Raw genomic sequence first — 22764 nt, 5'->3', positions numbered from 1 at the left:
AGCCACCGGGGCCGAGGCCGCCGACGCTGCGGCCACCGGCGCACGGGCCGGGTTCTTGCCGTACAGCGGCGAATTCGGGTCCCAGTTCTTGTTCTTCTGCGACTCGGCGGCGTCCAGGTCGGCACCCCGGCCGTTGCCCTTGTTCAGGAAGGGCACCGGCACCTTGGTTACGTACACCGCCACGGCCAGTGCGGCGCCCAGGCCCACGATGACCCCGACGATGAAGCCGATGATGGTCCCGCCCGTCTGTTGTTTCTTCATAGTAACTGCTTACATTCTGGCCGGAGCCGACACGCCCAGCACGGCCAGGCCATTGTGCAATACCTGGGCGGTGGCCGCGACGAGCGCCAGGCGCGCCTTCTTCACGGCCTCGTCGTCCACCAGGATGCGCTCGGCGTCGTAATAGCTGTGGTAGCTGGCCGCCAGGTCGCGCAGGTAGAAGGTCACGTCGTGGGGCGCTTCGCCGTCGGTGGCGGCGGTGAGCATCTCGGGGTACTTGGCCAGCTGCAGCATCAGCGCCTGGGCTTGCGGGCCTTCGAGCGCCGACAGATCCACCTCCTTGAGCGCGGCCACGTCGCCCCCACCGGCCTCTTGCCAGGCCCGCAGCACCGACTGGATGCGGGCATGCGCGTACTGCACGTAGTACACCGGGTTGTCGTTGTTCTGCGCCACGGCCAAGTCCACGTCAAAGGTGTACTCGGTGTCGGGCTTGCGGGAGAGGAGGAAGAAACGCACCGCGTCCTTGCTGGTCCACTCGATCAGGTCGCGCAGCGTGACGTAGCTGCCCGCGCGCTTGCTGATCTTGACCTCTTCACCGCCGCGCACCACGCGCACCATGGTGTGCAGCACGTAGTCGGGGTAGCCCTTGGGAATGCCCACATCGGCCGCCTGCAGCCCGGCGCGCACGCGGGCGATGGTGCCGTGGTGGTCCGTGCCCTGGATGTTGACGACCTTGGTGAAGCCGCGCTCCCATTTGGCGATGTGGTAGGCCACGTCGGGCACGAAGTAGGTGTACGTGCCGTCCTGCTTGCGCATGACGCGGTCCTTGTCGTCGCCGTAGTCGGTGGACTTGAGCCACAGGGCGCCGTCCTGCTCGTAGGTGTGGCCGTTGGCCACGAGCTTGTTCACCGTGGCCTCCACGCGGCCGCTGGTGTACAGGCTGGACTCCAGGTAGTACTGGTCGAAATGCAGGTTGAACGCCTGCAGGTCCTTGTCCTGCTCGTTGCGCAGGTAGGCCACGGCGAACTGGCGGATGTTGTCGTAGTCCTCCACGTCGCCATTGGCCGTGAACTCGCGGTCGTCGGCCTTGACGGTGGCTTGGGCCTTGAAGGCCTCGGCAATGTCGGCGATGTAGTCGCCGTTGTAGAAGTTCTTGGCCAGCGGGTTGTCGCTGTCGGTGGGCCAGCAGTCGTCGCCGGGCTTGAAGCCCTTGGCGCGCAGCTGCGTGCTCTTGGTGAGGGTGTCGATCTGCACGCCTGCATCGTTGTAATAGAACTCGCGGTGCACGTTCCAGCCCTGGGTGCTGAACAGGTTGCAGATGGCATCACCCAGCGCCGCCTGGCGGCCGTGGCCCACGTGCAGCGGGCCCGTGGGGTTGGCCGAGACGAACTCCACCAGCACGCGCTGGCCGTTGGCAGGCTGAAAGCCGAAGCGTTCGCCGGCGGCCAGCACCTCGCGCACCACTTCCTGCTTGGCGGCGGGCTTGAGGCGGATGTTCAGGAAGCCGGGGCCGGCGATTTCAATGGCGTCCACCCAGCGCTGGTAGGCGGGCGTGGCCTCCAGCGCGGCCTTGAGCTGCTCGCCCAGGGCGCGGGGGTTGAGCTTGAGCGGCTTGGCCAGCTGCATGGCGGCCGTGCAGGCGAAGTCGCCATGGGCGGCCACCTTGGGCGATTCGAATGCGGCCTTGGCGCCCGAGCCGGGGGAGAGTTTTTCCAGCTCGGCCGCAAGCGCGGCGAGCAGTTCGTTTTTGACGGAGAGCATCGGCGGATTTTACGGGGCGGCCCCGCGCCCGGCGGAGCGCGGGGCGCGCAGTGCCCTAGGGAGCCTTGCCCTACGGCCCTGGGCGATGCCCGCGACACGCTTTGCTGCCTCTTTGGCAACAAAACGTAACAGAAGTGCATGCCATAGCGGTTTTGTCAGCGCGCCGCACGCAAGCGCCGTTAAAAACCCTACCATCCGCACCGGATTGGTTGTTGTGATGTTTTTCCCACTTACTGGAGCCCCTATGAAAAAGCTTCTTTCCCTGACTGCCGTGAGCCTGGCCCTTTCGTTCAGCGCAGCCCATGCAGCCGATGCGCCCGCCGCAGCCCCTGCAGCCAAGGCCGCTCCAGCACCCGCCGCCGCGCCTGCTGCAGCAGCAGCACCGGCCGCCGCAGCGCCCGCGTCCGCACCGGCCGGTGCGCGCACCAAGCAGCAGTCCAAGATGGCCACCTGCAATACCGAGGCGGGCGACAAGAAGGGCGACGAGCGCCGCGCCTTCATGAAGACCTGCCTGAGCAACAAGCCCGCTTCGCAGCAGGAAAAGATGAAGACCTGCAACGCCGACGCCAAGGCCCAGACGCTCAAGGGCGCCGAACGCAAGTCCTTCATGAGCGAGTGCCTCAAGAAGTAAGGCCTCCGCGGCGGTCTCCACCGCTGCGCCACAAAAAAGCCCGCCAGGCACCAGCCGGCGGGCTTTTTTGTTTGGCGGTGCCGCAGGGCGCCCGGGCTACCAGCCCCGGGCCCAGTACACGGCGATCACCGCCACGACGGGCAGGATGTGGGACTGCACCATGACCCAGCGGCGGGTGCTGCGCACCTCGGCCTCGGCCGGCAGCGCGCCCGTGGCGTTCAGTTCCTTGAGCCAGCGGCGGAAGGTAAGCGTCGGCTTGATGGACAGCAGGCCCATCAGCACGAACAGGGTGATCTTGATGTGGAACAGGGGCTGCGAGACATACCAGGAGACCCCCTTCACCCCCCAAAACAGGCGCGCCAGCCCGCTGGCCAGCAGCACCACCGCCGTGATGCCGTAGATCAGGTCCAGCCGCGCCAGGCGCTGGACCACGGCAGGGTTCATCCAGTCGGAGCGGCACAGTGCAGCCTCGCTGGTCAGGAAGACGACCAGGGTCAGCACGGCAAGCAGATGGAAAGCGGCGAGGAAGGCTTCAAGCGTCATGGGCAATACATCCTTGGGGGTCGGTTCTGCGGGGCTGTGCGCAACAGGTTTCCCGGGCCGCTCCATTGTGCTTGAGTTGCGCCGGGGCCGTGCCTGCGGGCGCAGGGGCCGTCGCCCGGGGCGGCTGCAAAAAAGAAAGCGCGCCCCCCGGGGCGCGCGCTGTGCGAAGGCCAGCGACCCGGCTCAGGCCGCAGTGCGCACAGCCGGCGTGCCGACCTGCACCTCGGGCATCGCGGCCGGGGGCGTGGCAACAGCCGGTGCGGGCAGCGCCTTGCCGTTGAGCGCGGCGTCCAGGCGTTCATGGTCCAGCGCGTTTTCCCAGCGCGACACGACCACCGTGGCCACGGCGTTGCCGATGAAGTTGGTCAGCGAGCGGCACTCGCTCATGAAGCGGTCCACGCCCAGGATCAGCGCCATGCCCGCCACGGGCACTTCCGGCACCACGGCCAGGGTGGCGGCCAGGGTGATGAAGCCGGCGCCCGTCACGCCCGCCGCGCCCTTGGACGACAGCATCGCCACCAGCAGCAGCGCCACCTGGTGGCCCAGCGACAGTTCGGTGTTGGTGGCCTGGGCAATGAACAGCGCGGCCAGCGTCATGTAGATGTTGGTGCCGTCCAGGTTGAAGGAGTAGCCCGTGGGAACCACCAGGCCGACCACCGACTTGCTGCAGCCGGCCTTCTCCATCTTTTCCATCAGCGAGGGCAGGGCGGATTCGGACGACGACGTGCCCAGCACCAGCATCAGTTCGGCCTTGAGGTAGCGGGCCAGCTTGAGCACCGAGAAACCACACAGGCGCGCCACAAAGCCCAGGATGACCACCACGAACAGCAGCGAGGTGAGGTAGAACGAGCCCACCAGCCACGCCAGATTGACCAGCGAGCCCAGGCCGAACTTGCCGATGGTGAAGGCCATGGCGCCGAACGCGCCGAGGGGGGCGGCCTTCATCACGATGCCCACCACCTTGAACACGGGCGTGGTCAGCGCGTCCAGGAAGTGCAGCACGGGACGGCCCGCGTCGCCCACCAGGGCCAGACCGACGCCGAACAGCACGGCCACCAGCAGCACCTGCAGGATGTTGTCGCCCACGAAGGGGCTGACCAGCGTCTTGGGAATGATGTCCAGCGCGAAGCCGGTGAGCGTCATCTCGTGCGACTTGGCCACATAGCCTTTGACGGCAGTCTGGTCCAGGTCGGCCGGGTTGATGTTCATGCCCGCGCCGGGCTGCACCACGTTGGCCACCACCAGGCCCACCACCAGGGCGAGCGTGGAGAAGAACAGGAAATACGCCATGGCCTTGCCAAACACGCGGCCCACGCTGCTGAGCTGCGACATGCCGGCAATGCCCGTCACGATGGTGAGGAAGATCACCGGGGCGATGATCATCTTCACCAGCTTGATGAACGCGTCACCCAGCGGCTTGAGCGCCTCGCCGTAGGACGGGTAGAAATGCCCCAGCAGCACGCCCAGGACGATGGCGAACACGACCTGGAAGTACAGTTGCCGGTAAAAAGGCAGCCGCAGGGTTGCGGCGGTGGGGGCGGGCAGGGGATGCATGGACGGTCTCCAAAGATCAGGGGACGGCACCGCCAAGGGTGCGTCGAGGCGCCGTTTGTACCGCTGCACGCTTTTGGAGCCGATAACCTATTGGTATTAGACGAACGCCCCACCCCAGGGCACCGGCCGCCCCAACCTAGGGAAAATACCTAGTCCCCGTGCGAGCCAGACCACGCCCCGCCCCACCGCCACGCACTGCCGTCCTTTCCCCTTTTCCGCCATGACCCCGCCGCGCCTGCGCAAACTCCGCACCCTGCTGATCCTGCTGGCCGGCACGGCCGCCAGCATGTTTGCGGCCAGCCAATGGGCCTGGCACCGCTCGCTGCAGGCGGAAAACACCAGCGTGCAGCGCCAGCTGGCGCTCTACGGCCAGGCGCTAGCGCAGCGCATCGACCGCTACCGCACCCTGCCCGAAGTGCTGGCCCTGGATGCGCAGCTGCAGGAGGCGCTGCGCCGCCCCCTGACCGCGGCGGAGGTCGAACAGCTCAACCGCAAGCTGGAGCAGGCCAACGGCGCCAGCCAGTCCTCCACCTTGACCTTGCTCAACCGCGACGGGTGGGCCGTGGCGGCAAGCAACTGGCGCACGGCCACCAGCAACGTGGGCGTGGACTACAGCTTCCGCCCCTACGTGCAGCAGGCGCTGGCCCAGGGGCGCGGCAGCTTTTACGGCATTGGCGTGACCACGGGCCAGCCGGGGTACTTTCTCTCGCAGGCCATCCGCGGCCCGGACGGCCAGCCCCTGGGGCTGGTGGCCATCAAGATCGCACTGCAGGAGCTGGAGCGCGAGTGGCTGCAGACGCCCGACACGGTGCTGGCCTCGGACGCCCACGGCGTGGTCTTCCTGGCCAGCCAGGACGCCTGGCGCTACCGCCTGCTGGCGCCGCTGTCCGACACGGAACGGCGCGAGCTGAACGCCACGCGCCAGTACGCCGACCAGCCGCTGCGCCCCCTGGACGTGCGCGTGGACGACCAACTGGCGCAGGGCGGCCGCCTGGTGCGCCTGCAGTCGCCGGACCTGCCGGCCCCGCCTGGCCGCCTGCTGTGGGCCAGCCAGCCCCTGCCGGGAACCCCCTGGCAGCTGCACCTGGTGCATGAAACCCAGGGCAGCCTGGCGGACAGCCGCTGGGCCGCGGCCGCCGGCGCCGGCGGCTGGCTGGCGCTGTCGCTGCTGGTGCTGTTTGCGCGCCAGCGCCAGCGCCTGGCCGCCCTGCGCCAGCGCAGCCGGCAAGAGCTGGAAACCGTGCTGCGCCAGCACGCGCAGGAGCTGCGCACCGCGCAGGACGGCATCGTTCAGGCCGCCCAGCAGGCGGCGCAGCGCACGGACACCGGGCTTTCGCGCAGCCTGGAGCATCTGCCCCAGGGCGTAGTCATCATCGACGCGCAGCTCAACCTGGTGGCCTGGAACTCGCGCTACGTGGCGCTGTTCCGCTACCCGGCGGACCTGATGCGCGTGGGCCAGCCGATTGCCGACCTGCTGCGGCACAACGCGCGGCGCGGCCTGCTGGGGCCCGGCCCCGTGGAGGACGCCATCGAGCGCCGCCTGGCGCACCTGCGCAGCGGCACGCCCCACCTGCACGAAAGCGCCAAGGACGACGGCACGGTGCTGGAGATCCGCGGCAACCCGCTGCCCGAAGGCGGCTTCGTCACCAGCTACGCCGACATCACCAGCTACAAGAACGCCGCGCGCGAACTGCGCTCGCTGGCCGACGCGCTGGAGCGCCGCATCGCCGACCGCACCCGCGACCTGGACGCCGCCCGGCAGGAGGCCGAGCGCGCCAACCGCTACAAGACCCGTTTCGTGGCCGCCGCGGTGCACGACCTGCTGCAGCCGCTGAACGCCGCGCGCATGTTCACGTCGCTGCTGCGCGGCCACCTGCACGACGACGCGGGCCGCCGCGTGGCCGACAGCATCGACGGCGCGCTGGCCGCGCAGGACGCCATCCTCAACAGCCTGCTCGACATCTCGCGCATGGAATCCGGCCAGCTGGACGTGCGCATCCACGACGTGGCCCTCGGCCCGCTGCTGCAGGTGCTGGGCCACAACTTCGGCGTGCTGGCCGAGCAGCGCGGCCTGCAGCTCACCTGCGTGCCCACGCACCACGTGGTGCGCACCGACGAGAACCTGCTGCGGCGCATCGTGCAGAACTTCGTCTCCAACGCCATCCGCTACACCCGCCACGGCCGCATCGTGGTGGGCTGCCGGCGCGACGGCCCGGACCATGTGCGCATCGAGGTGCACGACCAGGGCCCGGGCATCCCCGACGCGCTGCAAAAAGAGATCTTCGAGGAGTTCCGCCGCCTGGACCAGGGCGAGGACGGCGACCGCGGCGCAGGCCTGGGCCTGGCCATCGTGGAGCGCCTGGGCCGGCTGCTGGGCCACGCCATCGGCCTGCGTTCGCAGCTGGGGCGCGGCAGCGTGTTCTGGGTGCGCGTGCCGCTGGGCAACCCGGCCGCGGTGCCCGCCCTGGGGCCGCCGCCCGCCTCGCCCGAGCAGGCCGACGACACGCCGCTGCACGGCAGCAGCGCCTGGGTGATCGAGGACGACCCGCAAACCCGCGCCGCCACGCAGGCCCTGCTGCAGCGCTGGGGCTGCACCGTGCCCCTGGCCGGCGGCGCGCCCGAAGCCCTGGCCCAGGCCCAGCCGGGCAACGCGCCGCAGCTGGTGCTGCTGGACGTGCACCTGGGCGCGGGGCACCACGGCCCCGAGGTCTACACCGCGCTGTGCCAACGCTGGGGCCAGGCGCCCGCCGTGATCCTGGTCACCGCCGAGCGCGACGCCACGCTGCGCCGCCAGGCCGCCGAGCGGGGCTGGGGCTTTCTGGCCAAGCCGGTGCGTGCGCCGGCGCTGCGGGCGCTGGTGAGCCAGACGCTGCTGAGGCTGCAGGACAGCCCGCCCTCCTGAGCGGCGGGCTGGAGAAAGCCCCGCGCGCAAGTGGCCTCAATGACTTCAAAATTGATAGCTGCCAGCGCTTGCTGAACAAGGGCTGGAGGCCATTTTTTATCAAAACCCCGGCCCTTCGCCCCCAGGGACGACACGTCAACCGGCGCCGCCCTCTTCCGCCTCCAGGCTCTTGACCAGCACCGCCGCCTGCGTGCGGCTGTAGCACGCCAGCTTTTTCAGGATGGCCGTGACGTGCACCTTCACGGTGTTCTCGGCCAGGCCCAGCTCGGCGGCGATCTGCTTGTTGAGCAGGCCGTCGGCCAGGCACAGCAGCACCCGGAACTGCTGGGGCGTGAGCTGGGCCAGGCGCGCCGCCAGCTCGGCGTCGGCCTCGGAGCGCTCGGCCGCCATGGGCGGAAACCAGCTGCCGCCGTCGAGCACCGTCTCGATGGCCTCGCCCATGGCTTCGGCCGGAGCCGATTTGGGGATGAAGCCGGCCGCGCCGAACTGCTGCGCGCGGCGGATGACGCGGGGGTGGTCGTTGGACGAGATCACCACCACGGGCAGTTCGGGGTACTCGCCCCGCACGTGCAGCAGGGCCGAGAAGCCGCGCGTGCCGGGCATGCTCAGGTCCAGCAGCACCAGCTCCACCTCCGGGTGCTCCTGCAGCGCCGCGCCCAGCGTGGCGGCGCTGGCCGCCTCCAGCGTGCGGTACTGGGGCAGACGGCCGTGCAGCACGTGCAGCACGGCGGCGCGGAACAGCGGGTGGTCGTCCGCCACCAGCAGCGTGGGGCCGGGCGCATCGGGCAAAGCAGGCACAGCAGGCGCAGGGGCGGCGTCGGTCATGGGGCGCTGGGGTCCGGACGGCCCCAGAACGCGGGCTGGGCGTAGTGGTGCTTGAGAAAGTCGATCCACAGGCGCACGCGCAGCGGCATGTGCTTGCGCTGCGGAAACACCACGAAGATGCCGTTGGGCGGCGCGGCAAAGTCCTCCAGCACGGGCACGAGCTGGCCGGCCGCGATCTCGGCCTCCACCTCCCAGGTGCTGCGCCAGGCGATGCCGTAGCCCGCCAGACACCAGTCGTGCAGCACCTGCCCGTCCGAGCAGTCCAGCGGCCCGCCGGGCTTGAGGAACATCACCTCCGATCCCCCTTCCGCCGGCAGGCCCGCGTCCGCCAGCAGACGCTCCGGGTCCCGCGCCCGGCTGCGCGGCAGGCGGAACGCCCAGCCCCGCGTCTGCGAGGCCTCGCTGGACAGTGTGAGGCAGTCGTGCTGCAGCAGGTCGGACGGGTGCTGGGGCGTGCCGTGGCGCTGCAGGTAGCCGGGCGTGGCCACGCACAGGCGCCGGTTGTCGGCCAGGCGCACGCTGACCAGGGACGAATCGGGCAGGTCGCCCACGCGCACCGCGCAGTCATAGCCTTCGCCGGCCAGGTCCACCACGCGGTCGCTCAGGTTCAGCGAGATCGTCACGTCGGGGTGGGCACTGCGAAAGCGCGGCACCAGCGGCGCCACATGGCGGCGGCCAAAGCCCGCCGGGGCCGTGATGCGCAGGTGCCCGGTGGCCTTCACCCCGCCTTCGGACACGCTGGCCTCGGCATTGGCCACGTCGGACAGCAGGCGCTGGCAGTCCTCCAGAAACGCCGCCCCCTCGTGCGTGAGCGAGATGCGCCGCGTGGTGCGCACCAGCAGCTTGACGCCCAGGTGCTCCTCCAGCGCATCGAGCCGCCGCCCCATGATGGCGGGCGCCACGCCCTCGGCCTTGGCCGCGGCCGTGAGGCTGCCGCGCGTGGCCACGGACACAAAGGATTCGAAGGCCTTGAGTTTGTCCATGGGGCGGATTATGGAGCGCGGGGGCGCCCGGCCCGGGCGCCCCGGTGCAGGGGCCTCCAGGCAAAGCGCCAGGCCTTTTCAAGACAAAATCGGCATCCAGCCCTTTGGGGGCAAGCGCAAGCAGCTATCAAAATTGAAGCAATCGGAATTACCCTGCGCCTTGCCCCGCGCCACCTTTGCGTAAAAGTCACTGGTTTTGAGATTTTTCGGCCATTTATAGGCATAAAAATTTGCAATACAGTGGCTTTCAAGCTGGCCGCCCTGGCCCCGCCGCTCCTTGTTTTTCTGCTTTTTTCATCTTCACCGAGGCTTTTCATAGATGACTGCACGCACCACCGTCCACGGCCTGCAAGTGGCCACCAACCTGTACCGCTTTGTGGAAGACCAGGTGCTGCCCGGCACCGGCATCAGCAACGAGGCGTTCTGGAAGGGCTTTGGCGCCATCGTGGCCGACCTGGCCCCCCGCAACATTGCCCTGCTGGCCGAGCGTGACCGCCTGCAGACCGAGCTGGACACCTGGCACAAGGCCAACCCCGGCCCCATCCAGAACATGGTGGCCTACCGCAGCTTTCTGGAAAAGATCGGCTACCTGGTGCCCCAGCCGGCCGATGTGAAGACCACCACCGCCAACGTGGACGATGAGCTGGCCACCCAGGCCGGCCCGCAGCTGGTGGTGCCCATCCTGAACGCACGTTATGCGCTGAACGCGGCCAACGCCCGCTGGGGCAGCCTGTACGACGCGCTGTACGGCACCGACGTGATTCCCGAGACCGACGGCGCGGAAAAGGGCAAGGGCTACAACCCCGTGCGCGGCGCCAAGGTGATTGCGTTTGCCCGCCAGGTGCTGGACGACAACGCGCCCCTGGCCAGCGGCTCGCACAAGGACGCCACCGGCTACCGCGTGGAAGGCGGCCAGCTGGTGGTGGCCCTGAGCAACGGCACCACCACGGGCCTCAAGACCCCCGCCCAGTTCAAGGGCTACCAGGGCGATGCCGCCCACCCCAGCGCCGTGCTGCTGCAGCACAACGGCCTGCACATCGACATCCAAATCAACCGCGCCACCCCCATCGGCCAGAGCGATGCCGCGGGCGTGAGCGACGTGGTGCTGGAAGCCGCGCTCTCCACCATCCTGGACCTGGAAGACTCCGTGGCCGCCGTGGATGCCGACGACAAGCTGCTGGGCTACAGCAACTGGCTGGGCATCATCCAAGGCACGCTGGTGGAGACCTTTGAAAAGGGCGGCAAGCAGCTGACCCGTGGCCTGAACGCGGACCGCGTGTATGTGGGGCCGAACGGCGGCGAAGTGCGCCTGCATGGCCGCTCGCTGATGTTCCTGCGCAATGTGGGCCACCTGATGACAAACCCGGCCATCCTGTGGACCGACGCCCAGGGCGCGGTGCGCGAGATTCCCGAAGGCATCATGGACGCGGTCATCACCACCGCCATCGCATTGCACGACCTGCAAGGCCATGGCGCGAACGGTATTCGTAACAGCCGCAAGGGCAGCGTCTACATCGTCAAGCCCAAGATGCACGGCCCCACCGAAGTCGGCTTTGCCGCCGAGCTGTTCGGCCGCGTCGAAAAGCTGCTGGGCCTGCCGGACAGCACCGTCAAGCTGGGCATCATGGACGAGGAGCGCCGCACCTCCGTCAACCTGAAGGCCTGCATCGCCGCCGCCTCCAGCCGCGTGGCGTTCATCAACACCGGCTTCCTGGACCGCACGGGCGACGAAATGCACACCGCCATGCTGGCCGGCCCCATGATCCGCAAGGGCGACATGAAGACCAGCGCCTGGATCCAGGCCTACGAGAAGAGCAACGTGCTGGTGGGCCTCTCCTGCGGCCTGCGCGGCAAGGCACAGATCGGCAAGGGCATGTGGGCCATGCCCGACCTCATGGCCGAGATGCTCAAGCAGAAGATCGGCCACCCCAAGGCGGGCGCCAACACCGCCTGGGTGCCCAGCCCCACGGGCGCCACGCTGCACGCCCTGCACTACCACCAGGTGAACGTGCAGGACATCCAGATCGAGCTGGAGAAGACCGACGCCAACGCCGAGCGCGACAACCTGCTGACCGGCCTGCTGACCATTCCCGTCACCGCCCACCCGAACTGGACCGACGCCGAGAAGCAGCAGGAGCTGGACAACAACGCCCAGGGCATTCTGGGCTACGTGGTGCGCTGGGTGGACCAGGGCGTGGGCTGCTCCAAGGTGCCCGACATCAACGACGTGGGCCTGATGGAAGACCGCGCCACGCTGCGCATCAGCAGCCAGCACATGGCCAACTGGCTGCTGCACGGCGTGGTGACCGAGGCGCAGGTGCGCGAGACCTTCGAGCGCATGGCCGCCAAGGTGGACAAGCAAAACGCGGGCGATCCGCTGTACCTGCCCATGGCCGGCCACTTCAGCACCAGCATGGCCTACCAGGCGGCGTGCGACCTGGTCTTCAAGGGCAAGGAACAGCCCAGCGGCTACACCGAGCCGCTGCTGCACGCCTGGCGCCTGAAGCTCAAGGCCGCGCAAGCCGCCTGAGCGGGCCGCCCACCCGGCGCTGCATCGCATGCACTGCATGGAGCGGCGCTCATAAAACAATAGCTGCCAGCGCTTGTTCAGCAAGCGCTGGCAGCTATTTTTATGGGTAACTCGCCGACCGCTGAGGCTCAGATCTCGATCTTGGACCCCAGCTCCACCACCGCGTTGTTGGGCAGGTGCAGGAAGTCCGCCGCGCCGCTGGCGTTGTGGTGCATCTGGGCAAACAGCTTTTCGCGCCAGGGCGCCATGCCGCTGCCGATGGTAGGGATCACGGTGTCGCGCGACAGGAAATAGCTGGTGGTCATGGGCTCCAGCTCACAGCCCCGGCCGCGCAGCTGTTCCAATGCGCGGGGCACGTCGGGGTCGTTCTTGAAGCCGTAGTGGATCACCACCTGCCAGCAGTCGTGGCCCAGCGATTCCACCTGCAGGCGCTTGTCCAGCCCGATCCACGGGGTTTCATGGTTGTGCACGGTGACGAACAGGTTCTGCTGGTGCAGCACCTTGTTGTGCTTGAGGTTGTGCAGGAGGGCGTTGGGTACGGCCCCGGTCTCGGCCGTGAGGAACACGGCCGTGCCGTCCACCCGCGTGGGCGGGCTGATGAACACGGACTCCAGGAAGACCTTGAGGTCGATGGCATCGGCGCGCAGCTTGTCGTTGAGCAGCCGGCGGCCTTCCTTCCAGGTCATCATGAGCGAGAACACGATGCCGCCGATCATCAGCGGGAACCAGCCGCCCTGGAACAGCTTGAGCAGGTTGGACGTGAAGAACGCCAGGTCCACCACGAAGAAACAGCCCGTGGCCGCGATGCACAGCGCCAGCGGGTAGCCCCAGCCATAGCGGATCACGAAGAACGTGAGCGTGGTGGTGATGAGCATGTCCAGCGTGACGGCGATGCCGTAGGCCGCCGCAAGGTTGCTGGACGAGCGGAACATCACCACGGCCAGCACGATGGCCACGAACAGCCCCCAGTTCACCAGCGGCATGTAGATCTGGCCCGTGTCCCGCACGCTGGTGTGCTGGATGTTCAGGCGCGGCAGGTAGCCCAGCTGGATGACCTGCTTGGTCACGCTGAACGCCCCGGTGATGAGGGCCTGCGACGCAATCACCGTGGCCATGGTGGCCAGCACCACCAGCGGGATCAGCGCCCAGTCGGGCGCCATCATGTAGAAGGGGTTCTTCACGGCCTCGGGCTCGGCCAGCAGCAACGCGCCCTGACCGAAATAGTTGAGCGTGAGCGACGGCATGGCCACGCCGAACCAGGCCAGGCGGATGGGCCGCTTGCCGAAGTGCCCCAGGTCGGCATAGAGCGCCTCGGCCCCGGTCACGCACAGCACGACGGCGCCCAGGATGATGAAACTGATGCCGGGGTTGGCCCACATGAAGCCCAGCGCGTGGTGCGGGCTCAGCGCCCACAGGATCTCCGGATGGCCCACGATGTGGGAGATGCCCAGCGACGCGATGCTGATAAACCACACGAGGGTGATCGGGCCGAAAAACCGGCCGATGCCGCCTGTTCCGCGCTTTTGCACGGCAAAGAGGCAAAACAGCACCACCAGGGTGATGGGAATCACGTACTGCTTGAAGTGGGGCGACACCACCTCCAGCCCCTCGACGGCCGACAGCACGGAAATGGCCGGGGTGATGACCCCGTCGCCGTAGAAGAGCGATGTCCCGAAGATGCCCACCGCCAGCAGCAGGCCGCGCAGGCGGGGCTTGTCTTTCACGGCCTGCGAGGCCAGGGCCAGCATGGCGATCAGCCCGCCCTCGCCATGGTTGTCGGCGCGCAGCACCAGCACCACGTACTTGAGCGAAACGATGACCGTCAGCGTCCAGAAGAAGATGGACAGGATGCCGTAGACGTTGCCCTGCGTGAAAGGCACATGGCCTGATCCGAAGACTTCCTTGACGGCATACAGCACGCTGGTGCCGATGTCGCCGTAAACCACACCGATGGCGCCCAGCGTGAGCGCTGCGAGCGATGACTTGGAGCTTTGCACTGACCACCCCCGCGGCCGTGCCTGGCAGGGTTCCGTTACTGTTTGAGACCGCTATTTTGCGCCTGCCCCCGGTCAAGCGTCTGGAGGCAAAACCCCATGTTGCAACGCAACAACTCGCCCTTGGCAACCCGCCACGGGCATGGCATGCGCGCCCGTCGCACGGCTGGCGGCTCTCCCCGGAGAGAGGAGACGCGCCGCCCCGCGGGCCACTCCAGGGGGCGGCCACGCCCTGTTCACACTAGGTTGACCAAGCAAAAATCATGTGAACAGGCCCGAACCTGCGACTTAGTCGTACACCTCGGCGTCGGGATTGGTGGCTTCCAGCTCGTAGCTGGCGGCCAGCATGGCCAGCCGCGCCACCACGCCGTACATGTAGAAGCGGTTGGGGGCGCTCACGCCCGGGCGCACGCCGGGCTGGGGCATGTGGGTGCTGTGCTCAAAGGCCAGCGGCACGAAGCTGGCGCCCGGCGCATTGAGGTTCTCGTCCACGCCGCGCTCGGCATGCATGCGGTAGAAGCCGCCCACCACGTAGCGGTCCATCATGTAGACCACGGGCTCGGCCACGGCCTCGTGCACGCGCTCCTGGGTCAGCACGCCTTCCTGGATGATCAGGTCGTGCACCGGCTGGCCGTCCTTGATGACGGACATCTTGTTCTTGGTCTTGCGGTTGACGGCGTCCAGCTCCTTGGCGTCGCGCACCGTCATGATGCCCATGCCGTAGGTGCCATTGTTGGCCTTGACGATCACGAACGGCTTTTCGTTGATGCCGTATTCCTTGTACTTGCGGCGCACCTTGGTCAGCTGCGCATCCACGGCGGCCTGCAGCTTGTCCAGCCCCTGATCCTCGGCAAAGTCCACCCCGTCGACCTGGCTGTACAGGGGGTTGATGAGCCAGGGGTCGATGCCCAGCATCTTGCCGAAGCGTTTGGCCACTTCCTCATAGTTCTTGAAGTGCGTGCTCTTGCGGCGCACGCTCCAGCCCGCGTGCAGCGGGGGCAGCAGGTACTGCTCGTGGATGTCCTCCAGGATGCCAGGCGCGCCGGCGGAGAGGTCGTTGTTGAGCAGGATGGTGCAGGGGTCGAAATCCTTGAGCCCCAGGCGCCGCTTGGTGCGCACCACGGGCTCCAGCGTCACGGTGTCGCCGTTGGGCAGCTCGATCAGCGTGGGCTTCTTGATCTCGGGGCTGATGGAGCCCACGCGCACGTTCAGCCCGGCCATGTTGAAGATGCGCTGCAGCTGCACCACGTTGGCCAGGTAGAAGGTGTTGCGCGTGTGGTTCTCGGGGATGATCAGCAGGTTGCGCGCCTCGGGGCAGATCTTCTCGATGGCAGCCATGGCGGCCTGCACGGCCAGGGGCAGCATCTCCTTGGTCAGGTTGTTCCAGCCGCCGGGGAAGAGGTTGGTGTCCACGGGGGCCAGCTTGAAGCCCGCGTTGCGGATGTCCACCGAGGTGTAGAACGGGGGCGTGTGCTCCATCCATTCCAGCCGGAACCAGCGCTCGATGGCGGGCATGGAATCCAGAATGCGCTGTTCAAGCTCGTTGATCGGGCCGGTGAGGGCCGTGATGAGATGCGGAACCATAAAAGCCCTCAGGGGACACAGTGGAAAGCGATTGTAGGGAACAAGAATGTCGGGAGATGGGGGCTACTGCCGGGTTCGCAATGGCGCCGGCGCCACAAAGCCCGGATCCCAATGCCGGAACCGTTGCCCTGGATCGGCCAGGCCTTACCGCCGCCAGAACGCGGGGGTCAGAACCGCCAGGAAGCTCAAAATTTCGAGCCGCCCCAGCAGCATGGCCAGCGTGCACACCCACACCTGGAAGTCCGTCAGCACGGCAAAGTTGGACGCCGGCCCCACACTGCCCAGCCCCGGCCCGGCACAGTTCACGCTGGCCAGCACGGCAGAAAACGCCGTCACGGGGTCCAGATCGGTCAGCAGCAGCACCATGGAGAGGCCGATCACCGTGCCGCCGTACACCAGCATGAACGCCAGCACCGAGAAGATCACACGGTTGTCCACCACGCTGCTGCCCAGCCGCACGGGCTGCACCGCGCGCGGGTGCACCAGCCGCGTCATCTCGCGCCGGGCCTGCTTGACGAGGATGAGCATGCGCACCATCTTGATGCCGCAACCCGTGGAACCCGCACTGGTGGCCACGCCCGACAGCAGCAGCATCAGCACGGGCGCAAACACCGGCCAGCTCAAGTAGTCCACCGTGGCATAGCCCGTGGTGGTGGCCAGCGACACGGTGTTGAACATGCCGTGGCGCAGCGCCTGCAGGGGTTCGTACACGCCCTTGGCCCACAGCAGCAGCGACACCACCAGCCCGCCGCCGATGAGTGTGCCCAGCGTGGCGCGCAGCTCCGGGTCGCGCCAGAAGCCCCGCCAGTCGCCCTTGCGCAGCGCCACGAAGTACAGCGCAAAGTTGCAGCTGGCCACCAGCATGAAGACCACCGCAATGGCTTCGAGCAGCGGCGACTGGAAGTGCCCGAAGCTCGCATCATGGGACGACAGGCCGCCCAGGCTCACCGTGGTGAACATGTGCATGACGGCATCGAGCGGCGCCATGCCGCCCGCCCAGTAGGCCAGCGCGCAGGCCACCGAGAACAGCGCATACACGCCCCACAGCCCCTTGGCCGTGCCGGTCATGCGGGGGGTGAGCTTGGCGTCCTTCACCGGTCCGGCGGCCTCGGCCCGGAAGAGCTGGCTGCCGCCCACGCCCAGCAGCGGCAGCACGGCCACCGCCAGGATGAGAATGCCCATGCCGCCCAGCCATTGCAAAAAGGTGCGCCAGATGTTGATGGAGACCGGCAGCGTGTCCAGCCCGGTCATCACTGTCGCCCCCGTGGTGGTCAGGCCCGAAACGGCCTCGAAGTACGCGTGGGTGAACGACATCGGCCGGCCGGCGTAATGCCCTCCCAGCATCAGCGGCGCGGCCGCAAACAGGGGCAGCAGCAGCCATACCAGCGACACCAGCATCACCCCGTGGCGCGGCTGCAGCTCGCGCCGGAAGACGCGAAAGCTCCACCACAGCCAGCCCCCGGCAAAGGCCGTGGCCGCCATGCACTGCGGGTACACGAACCACAGGCCGTCCTGCGTCCACCACGACACGGCCAGGGGCAGCGCCAGGGACGACGCGAAGATCATCACCAGGATGCCCAGCACGCGCAGGACGGGGAACATATCGGTCATGGTGTGCGCCTGGCCTCCCACCCACCACGCACCACCCGCTGCACCGCATCCACCGCATGCAGCGCCTGAAACTGGCGCGGCCAAGACGAGGGCAGCCGCGCAAGGGCCGCCCCGCCGCGCTGGCTGCGTCTCCCCGCCCGCATTGCGCAGCAATGCGAGAGCGGGGGCTGAGGGCCGCGGCTCCGAGCCTGCCTGCGCAGGCTTGGACGGCCCCGAAGGGCTGATGCCTCTGGCAATTGCACGGAGGCGCGAAGCGACTCAGGGGGGTGCATTAAAAGAACGTGGCGCTCACGCGGAAGAGCTTTTCCACCTCGCGCACCAGGCGCTTGTGCGGCAGGAAGAAGACCACGTGGTCGTTGCGCTCCAGCACGGTGGAGCTGCGGGGAATGATCACCTGCGGCGCGGGCAGGCCCGCCGCCTGGGCGGCTTCATGCCCTTCGCCCGCTTCACCGATTTCACTCACGGCCTGGGCCCCATCGGGCAGGCCGCGCACGATGAGCCCCATGTGCACATCGCGCGGCAGGGCCAGTTCGCTGACCTTGCGGCCCACCACGCGCGAGGTCTTGCGGTCGCCGCGCACCACGATCTCCAGCGCCTCGGCCACGCCCCGGCGCAGGCTGTGCACGGCCTGCACGTCGCCCTGGCGCACAAAGGCCAGCAGTTCGCCCAGCATGGCCTGCGCCGGCGACAGCGCAATGTCGATCTGCGTGCCGTGCATCAAATCAGCGTAGCTGCGGCGGTTGATCAGGGCCAGCACCCGGCTTGCGCCCATGCGCTTGGCCAGCAGGCAGGACATGATGTTGTCCTCGTCGTCGTCGGTGAGCGCGAGGAACAGGTCCACCTCTTCCACGCCCTCATCGCCCAGCAGGTCCTCGTCGGTGGTGTCGCCCTGCAGCACCAGCACGTCCGGCGGCAGCACCGAGGCCAGCTCCACGCAGCGCTGCGGGTCGGACTCGATCACCTTGAGGTGGAACCGCCCCTGCTGCTGGCCCAGTTGCTGCGCCAGGCGCAGCCCCACGCGCCCGCCCCCGGCCACCATGATGCGGCGCACGGGCGCGGCGGGCGCCGCATCGCGCCGGTGCAAGGCCGACAGCACATGCGCGATGTGCTCCTGCGCCGCCAGCACGAACACCTCGTCGCCGGGCTCGATGCGCGTTTCGCCCGCGCAGGCCACAAAGCGGTCGGGTTCGTCCGGAAAGCGGCGGTAGATGGCCACCAGCCGCACCGGAACGTCGGGCGCGCTGGCCCGCAGCGCGGCAATGGTGTCGCCCACCATCGGGGCACCCAGCCGGGCGCGCACCGACACCAGGCAGGCGCGCCCGCCCGCAAACTCGCGCACCTGCATGGCCTCGGGGTAGTCGATGAGCTTGCCGATGTAGCGCGTGAGCGATTCTTCGGGGCAAATGATGCGGTCCACCGCAAAGCCCTCAGCGCTCAGCAGGCGCTCGTCGCCCTCCAGCCCCGTGGAGCGCACCCGCGCAATGCGGGTGGGAATGTTGAACAGCAGCTGCGCGATCTTGCAGCACACCAGGTTCGTCTCATCCTGCGCGGCGCAGGCGATCAGCAGGTCGGTGTCCTGCGCGCCGGCCTCGGCCAGCACGGCGGGCTCGATGCCGTTGCCCACCACGCCGCGCAGGTCAAAGCGCGATTCCAGGTCGCGCAGGCGCTCGGCGTCGGTGTCGATGACGGTGATGTCGTTGCGCTCGGACACCAGGCTGTCGGCCACCGTCTCCCCCACGCGGCCCGCCCCGAGGATGATGATTTTCATGGGCTACACGGCTTGAGACTGTTTTGGGCTGCAGCGCTTTCCAGACAAGCGCAAGCAGCTATCAAAACATGAGCAACCTCAGCCGCGCACTTCACCGTCGCCCAGCACCACGTACTTAAGGGAGGTGAGGCCCTCGATGCCCACGGGCCCGCGGGCATGGAACTTGTCGGTGCTGATGCCGATTTCCGCGCCCAGCCCGTACTCGAAGCCGTCGGCAAAGCGCGTGCTGGCATTCACCATCACGCTGGCCGAATCCACCTCGCGCAGGAACTGCTGGGCGTGCATGTGGTCGCGCGTCAGGATGGCGTCGGTGTGGTGGCTGGAATAGCGGTTGATGTGGGCGATGGCTTCGTCCACGCCGGCCACGACCTTGATGCTGATGATGGGCGCGAGGTATTCCTCGCTCCAGTCCTGCTCGGTGGCGGGTACCAGCTTGGCGCCGGGCACCGGCTGCAGCAGGGCCAGCGACTCAGGGCAGCCGCGCATTTCCACGCCCTTGGCGGCGAACACGGCGCCGATCTTCGACAAAAAGTCCGCCGCCACGCCGCGCGCCACCAGCAGGCCTTCGCTCGCGTTGCAGGGGCTGTACTTGTTGGTCTTGGCGTTGTCGGCCACCTTCACCGCCATGGCGATGTCGCAGGGGTCGTCCACATAGGTGTGGCAGTTGCCGTCCAGGTGCTTTATCACGGGCACCTTGGCATCGCGGCTGATGCGCTCGATCAGGCCCTTGCCGCCGCGCGGAATGATCACGTCCACAAACTGCGGCATCGTGATGAGCTGGCCCACGGCCTCGCGGTCGGTGGTCTGCACCAGCTGCACCGCGTCCTGCGGCAGGCCGGCCTCGGCCAGGGCCTGCTGCACCAGCTTGGCCAGCGCCTTGTTGGAATCAATGGCCTCGGAGCCGCCGCGCAGGATGCAGGCGTTGCCGCTCTTGATCGACAGCGACGCGGCCTCGATGGTCACGTTGGGGCGGCTTTCGTAGATCATGCCGAACACGCCGATCGGCACGCGCATCTGCCCCACGCGGATGCCACTGGGCTGCTGCTTCATGCCCAAGATCTCGCCAATGATGTCGGGCATGGCGGCCAGTTGCTCGCAGCCTTCGGCGCAGGTTTCCAGCACCTTGGGGCTGAGCTTGAGGCGGTCCACCAGGGGCTCGGCCAAGCCGGCGGCGCGGGCGCGTTCCAGGTCGCGGGCGTTGTCCACCTGCAGCGCCACGGTCTGCTCGCGCAGCAGCCGGGCCAGCGCCTTGAGCGCTTTGTTTTTGATAGCTGCCGGCGCTTTGGCCATCAGCGCAGAGGCCGTTTTGGCCTGCAGGCCAAGGGTTTGCGTGGTTTCGGCGACGTTGAGGGCGTTCATCCGGCGATTTTGCCGCACTTGGCCTTACCCTTGCAGTTTTGCCCGTCCCCCGCCTCTCCCTGAGCCCTTGCCCATGACCGACACCGCATCCGCCCAGCTCGCCGCCCTCGCCCAGGCACTGCAGGGCTTTGAACGCGGCGAGCACACCGCCGCCGCCCTGAGCACCCTGGCCCGCCAGCAGACCGCCCTGCTCGCCGCCCTGCCCCCGCGCTACGGCGAGGTGCTGCTGAACCTGCTGGACCGCCTGGAATCGAGCGCGCTGTTCTCGGAAGAAAGCTGCTCGTTCAGCCAGAAGGATCTGGTGGCGAATCTGGGGATGTGGGTGGAGAAGGCGCGGGGGCGCTAGCCGAAGGCTGATCTGCCTTCGGCGAGAAGGCTGCGATGGCGCGTTCAGTCCGGCAACGCGGCGAGCTTGCGGGCCCGACCGATGTCCAACTCATAGCGGCCTTCGTACATGCGAGTGCCAGTGACCGCCTTGCTCACGCTCCCGTAAAAGATCGTGGTTATCTGCCCGTTGAAATATTGCACGAGCATCAGCTCATCCGCCTTCTGCAACGTGCTCGCCGAAATAGACACAAAGCCAGACACTTGCGCTGTCGTTTTGACGCTGATTTTTTTGCCTTCGGGCGTCTCCACATCAAAGCCAGGTTGATTGGTCAGATCTGCCAGGGTGCCTCGCACCGCCAACGCGCAATAAAGCTCGCCCAGTCGCCCCATCAGATGCGGGATAGCCGTGGGCTTGACCCCAAACTCCTCAATCTCGGAGCGCACCAGTTCCAGATATCTCTCATACAGCATCTGGTTTTTGCTCAGGGCAGCACCCTGTGGACGGGCGTGGATCAGCAGCGTCTTGTTGGCCGGATCTATTTCGTAGCGAACAACATCGTGGGGATAGTCGTCAAACGTCAGTGAGCAGGGCGGTGCCTTCAGCAGACTCGAAAGCACACCCGCGTCAGCCCTTCGCCCTGCGACTGCCCCACCCCCCTGAAGCCGTGCCTCGACAGAAAAATCGCCTTCTGACGCAAATAGCGAGAAGTACTCAGAGCCCCCCATCACACCCTCCTTCAAACTCACCGCGCCGCCTGCGTCAACCGGCACACCTGCAGCGCCAGCCTTTGCAGCGCCTGCCATCCATCCGTCGGCCAGTCGGGCTGCTTGAGGCCCTTGACGATGCCGTCCACGACGTGCGCGGATTGCAGCAGGCGGGCCAGCGCGGCGTCGCTGGCCTTGGGCAGGATGCGCTCGTACAGCTTTTCCTTGGCGCCCCAGATACGGTTCTCGCGCAGGGCCATGGGCAGCGGGCGGCCGGCGTTCATGGCGTCTTTCACGCGCTTGAGGGCGCGGATGTCTTCGGCCAGCGCCCAGTGCACCAGCACCTCGGCCTCGCCTTCGGCCTGCAGGCCGTCGAGCATGCGCTGCACGCGCGCCACCTGGCCCGACAGCACGGATTCGGAGAGCTTGAAGACGTCGTAGCGGGCCACGTTGAGCACGGCGGCCTCGACCTGGGCCTGGGTCAGCTCGCCCGCCGGGTGCAGCAGCGCCAGTTTCTGGATTTCCTGGTGGGCGGCCAGCAGGTTGCCTTCCACGCGGTCGGCAAAGAACTGCAGCGTGCGCTGGCCTTCCTCGCCCGCCACCACGCGCTGGCCTTGGGCGGCCAGACGCTGGGCGATCCACTGGGGCAGCTGGGCGCGTTCGATGGGGTCGATCTGGATGGAGACGCCAGCGCCCTCCAGCGCGGCAAACCAGGCGCCGGTGCGGGTGGCCTTGTCCAGCCGCGGCAGCATCACGAGCGTGAGCGTGCTGTCGTTGCCGCGGGCCGAGTCGGCCACCTGCTGCAGGGCCACGCTGCCGTCCTTGCCGGGCTTGCCCGAGGGGATGCGGATCTCCACGATCTGCTTGTCGGCAAACAGGCTCAAGCTGCCGCCCGCCGCCAGCACGGCGCTCCAGTCGAAGTGAGCGCCCGCCACGGTGTAGCTGCTGCGCTCGGTGTAGCCCTGGGCGCGGGCGGTGGCGCGGATGGCGTCAGCCGCCTCCTGCTGCAAGAGCGGCTCGTCGCCGTGCAGCACGTAAAGCGGCGCCAGGCCCCGTTGAAGATGCTGGGAGAGTTGGGCCAGGGCGACTTGCATGCGGCAAAGTTTATCGCCTTGCCCTGGCGCTCTCGTCGCGCGGGCCGGGCACTGTGCAGAGTGCCAGCGCGGGAGCACACTTTGCGCAGTGCACGCGCGTGTTTGCGCAGCTGTCTGACTTTGCATTGCCGCGCAGCACGCAGACAATGCCGCACCGGCTGCGGCCGGCCTGCCCGGCCATTCGCCGACTGCCCACCTGCTTATTCCCCGCCCCACACGGCAACAAGGCCCGCACCATGACGCCCTCCTCTGCCTCCGCCACCGCCCCGCGCCCCCTGAGCCTGATCGGCGCACCGACGGACGTCGGCGCCGGCGCCCGCGGCGCGTCCATGGGCCCCGAGGCGCTGCGGGTGGCGGGACTGCAGCCCGCGCTG

16 protein-coding genes and 2 pseudogenes are annotated in these 22764 nt (G+C 67.9%); 5 read left to right on the top strand and 13 right to left on the bottom strand.

Going from position 1 to position 22764, the window contains the following annotated elements; genetic code table 11:
* Positions 1-261 (bottom strand): annotated as a pseudogene (locus tag LWW96_RS15890) (sporulation protein); the annotation flags it as partial.
* Between the two features lie 9 nt (positions 262-270).
* Positions 271-1980, bottom strand: a complete 1710-nt coding sequence (argS, locus tag LWW96_RS15885) for an arginine--tRNA ligase (RefSeq protein WP_291488670.1) — start codon at positions 1978-1980, stop codon at positions 271-273.
* A 244-nt stretch (positions 1981-2224) separates the two neighbouring features.
* On the opposite strand from argS, the gene LWW96_RS15880 reads away from it, so the two are divergent.
* The gene (locus LWW96_RS15880; protein ID WP_291488668.1) at positions 2225-2611 is read left to right on the top strand and encodes a PsiF family protein; all 387 of its coding nucleotides are present in this window, start codon (positions 2225-2227) and stop codon (positions 2609-2611) included.
* 96 nt (positions 2612-2707) lie between these two features.
* Here the strand turns inward: LWW96_RS15880 and LWW96_RS15875 are convergent, their stop codons facing one another.
* Both LWW96_RS15875 and LWW96_RS15870 read right to left on the bottom strand, forming a co-directional pair.
* Positions 2708-3154 carry a DUF2214 family protein gene (locus LWW96_RS15875; protein ID WP_291488666.1) on the bottom strand — a complete coding sequence of 149 codons (447 nt, stop codon included), beginning with the start codon at positions 3152-3154 and terminating at the stop codon, positions 2708-2710.
* Positions 3155-3337: 183 nt separating this feature from the next.
* Positions 3338-4708, bottom strand: coding sequence for a dicarboxylate/amino acid:cation symporter (locus tag LWW96_RS15870; RefSeq protein ID WP_291488665.1), 1371 nt, complete (start codon positions 4706-4708; stop codon positions 3338-3340).
* Positions 4709-4928: 220 nt separating this feature from the next.
* On the opposite strand from LWW96_RS15870, the gene LWW96_RS15865 reads away from it, so the two are divergent.
* The gene (locus tag LWW96_RS15865) at positions 4929-7610 is read left to right on the top strand and encodes a PAS-domain containing protein (RefSeq protein ID WP_291488663.1); all 2682 of its coding nucleotides are present in this window, start codon (positions 4929-4931) and stop codon (positions 7608-7610) included.
* Between the two features lie 135 nt (positions 7611-7745).
* On the opposite strand, the gene LWW96_RS15860 is transcribed toward LWW96_RS15865, so the two are convergent.
* Together LWW96_RS15860 and LWW96_RS15855 are read right to left on the bottom strand one after the other, a co-directional pair.
* Positions 7746-8435 (bottom strand): response regulator transcription factor, encoded by a 690-nt coding sequence (locus LWW96_RS15860; protein ID WP_291488661.1) that lies wholly within the window; start codon positions 8433-8435, stop codon positions 7746-7748.
* The gene (locus tag LWW96_RS15855) at positions 8432-9418 is read right to left on the bottom strand and encodes a LysR family transcriptional regulator (protein WP_291488659.1); all 987 of its coding nucleotides are present in this window, start codon (positions 9416-9418) and stop codon (positions 8432-8434) included. Before LWW96_RS15855 ends, LWW96_RS15860 begins: the two co-directional genes overlap by 4 nt.
* Positions 9419-9737: 319 nt before the next feature.
* Between LWW96_RS15855 and LWW96_RS15850 the strand changes: the two genes are divergently transcribed.
* Positions 9738-11948, top strand: coding sequence for a malate synthase G (locus LWW96_RS15850; protein ID WP_291488657.1), 2211 nt, complete (start codon positions 9738-9740; stop codon positions 11946-11948).
* Between the two features lie 128 nt (positions 11949-12076).
* Here LWW96_RS15850 and LWW96_RS15845 read toward each other — a convergent pair whose 3' ends face one another.
* From LWW96_RS15845 to LWW96_RS15825, 5 genes are all read right to left on the bottom strand, one after another.
* Positions 12077-13945: a potassium transporter Kup gene (locus tag LWW96_RS15845; protein WP_291488655.1), complete on the bottom strand. Its 1869-nt coding sequence runs from the start codon at positions 13943-13945 to the stop codon at positions 12077-12079.
* A gap of 285 nt (positions 13946-14230) precedes the next feature.
* A complete protein-coding gene (gene gshA / locus LWW96_RS15840) occupies positions 14231-15526 on the bottom strand; it encodes a glutamate--cysteine ligase (RefSeq protein ID WP_291488653.1) in 1296 nt (431 codons plus the stop codon).
* A gap of 144 nt (positions 15527-15670) precedes the next feature.
* Entirely contained in the window at positions 15671-17137 is a 1467-nt protein-coding gene (locus LWW96_RS15835; RefSeq protein ID WP_291488651.1) for a potassium transporter TrkG, read from the bottom strand.
* A 271-nt stretch (positions 17138-17408) separates the two neighbouring features.
* Positions 17409-18905, bottom strand: a complete 1497-nt coding sequence (gene trkA / locus LWW96_RS15830; RefSeq protein ID WP_291488649.1) for a Trk system potassium transporter TrkA — start codon at positions 18903-18905, stop codon at positions 17409-17411.
* A 78-nt stretch (positions 18906-18983) separates the two neighbouring features.
* The gene (locus LWW96_RS15825) at positions 18984-20264 is read right to left on the bottom strand and encodes a glutamate-5-semialdehyde dehydrogenase (protein ID WP_291488647.1); all 1281 of its coding nucleotides are present in this window, start codon (positions 20262-20264) and stop codon (positions 18984-18986) included.
* Between the two features lie 73 nt (positions 20265-20337).
* Here LWW96_RS15825 and LWW96_RS15820 point away from each other — a divergent pair, with 73 nt between their 5' ends.
* A complete protein-coding gene (locus tag LWW96_RS15820; RefSeq protein ID WP_291488645.1) occupies positions 20338-20610 on the top strand; it encodes a hypothetical protein in 273 nt (90 codons plus the stop codon).
* A gap of 44 nt (positions 20611-20654) precedes the next feature.
* Here the strand turns inward: LWW96_RS15820 and LWW96_RS15815 are convergent, their stop codons facing one another.
* Both LWW96_RS15815 and holA read right to left on the bottom strand, forming a co-directional pair.
* The gene (locus tag LWW96_RS15815) at positions 20655-21362 is read right to left on the bottom strand and encodes a hypothetical protein (RefSeq protein WP_291488644.1); all 708 of its coding nucleotides are present in this window, start codon (positions 21360-21362) and stop codon (positions 20655-20657) included.
* Entirely contained in the window at positions 21335-22390 is a 1056-nt protein-coding gene (holA, locus tag LWW96_RS15810) for a DNA polymerase III subunit delta (RefSeq protein WP_291488642.1), read from the bottom strand. Before holA ends, LWW96_RS15815 begins: the two co-directional genes overlap by 28 nt.
* 236 nt (positions 22391-22626) lie before the next feature.
* Between holA and LWW96_RS15805 the strand changes: the two are divergent.
* Positions 22627-22764: pseudogene (locus tag LWW96_RS15805) on the top strand (arginase); the annotation flags it as partial.

Source organism: Acidovorax sp., assembly GCF_021287135.1.
In the GTDB taxonomy this organism is placed as follows: domain Bacteria; phylum Pseudomonadota; class Gammaproteobacteria; order Burkholderiales; family Burkholderiaceae_C; genus Acidovorax.
The sequence above is the reverse complement of the archived record's forward strand: the minus strand, read 5'-3'. Positions and strand labels throughout refer to the sequence as shown.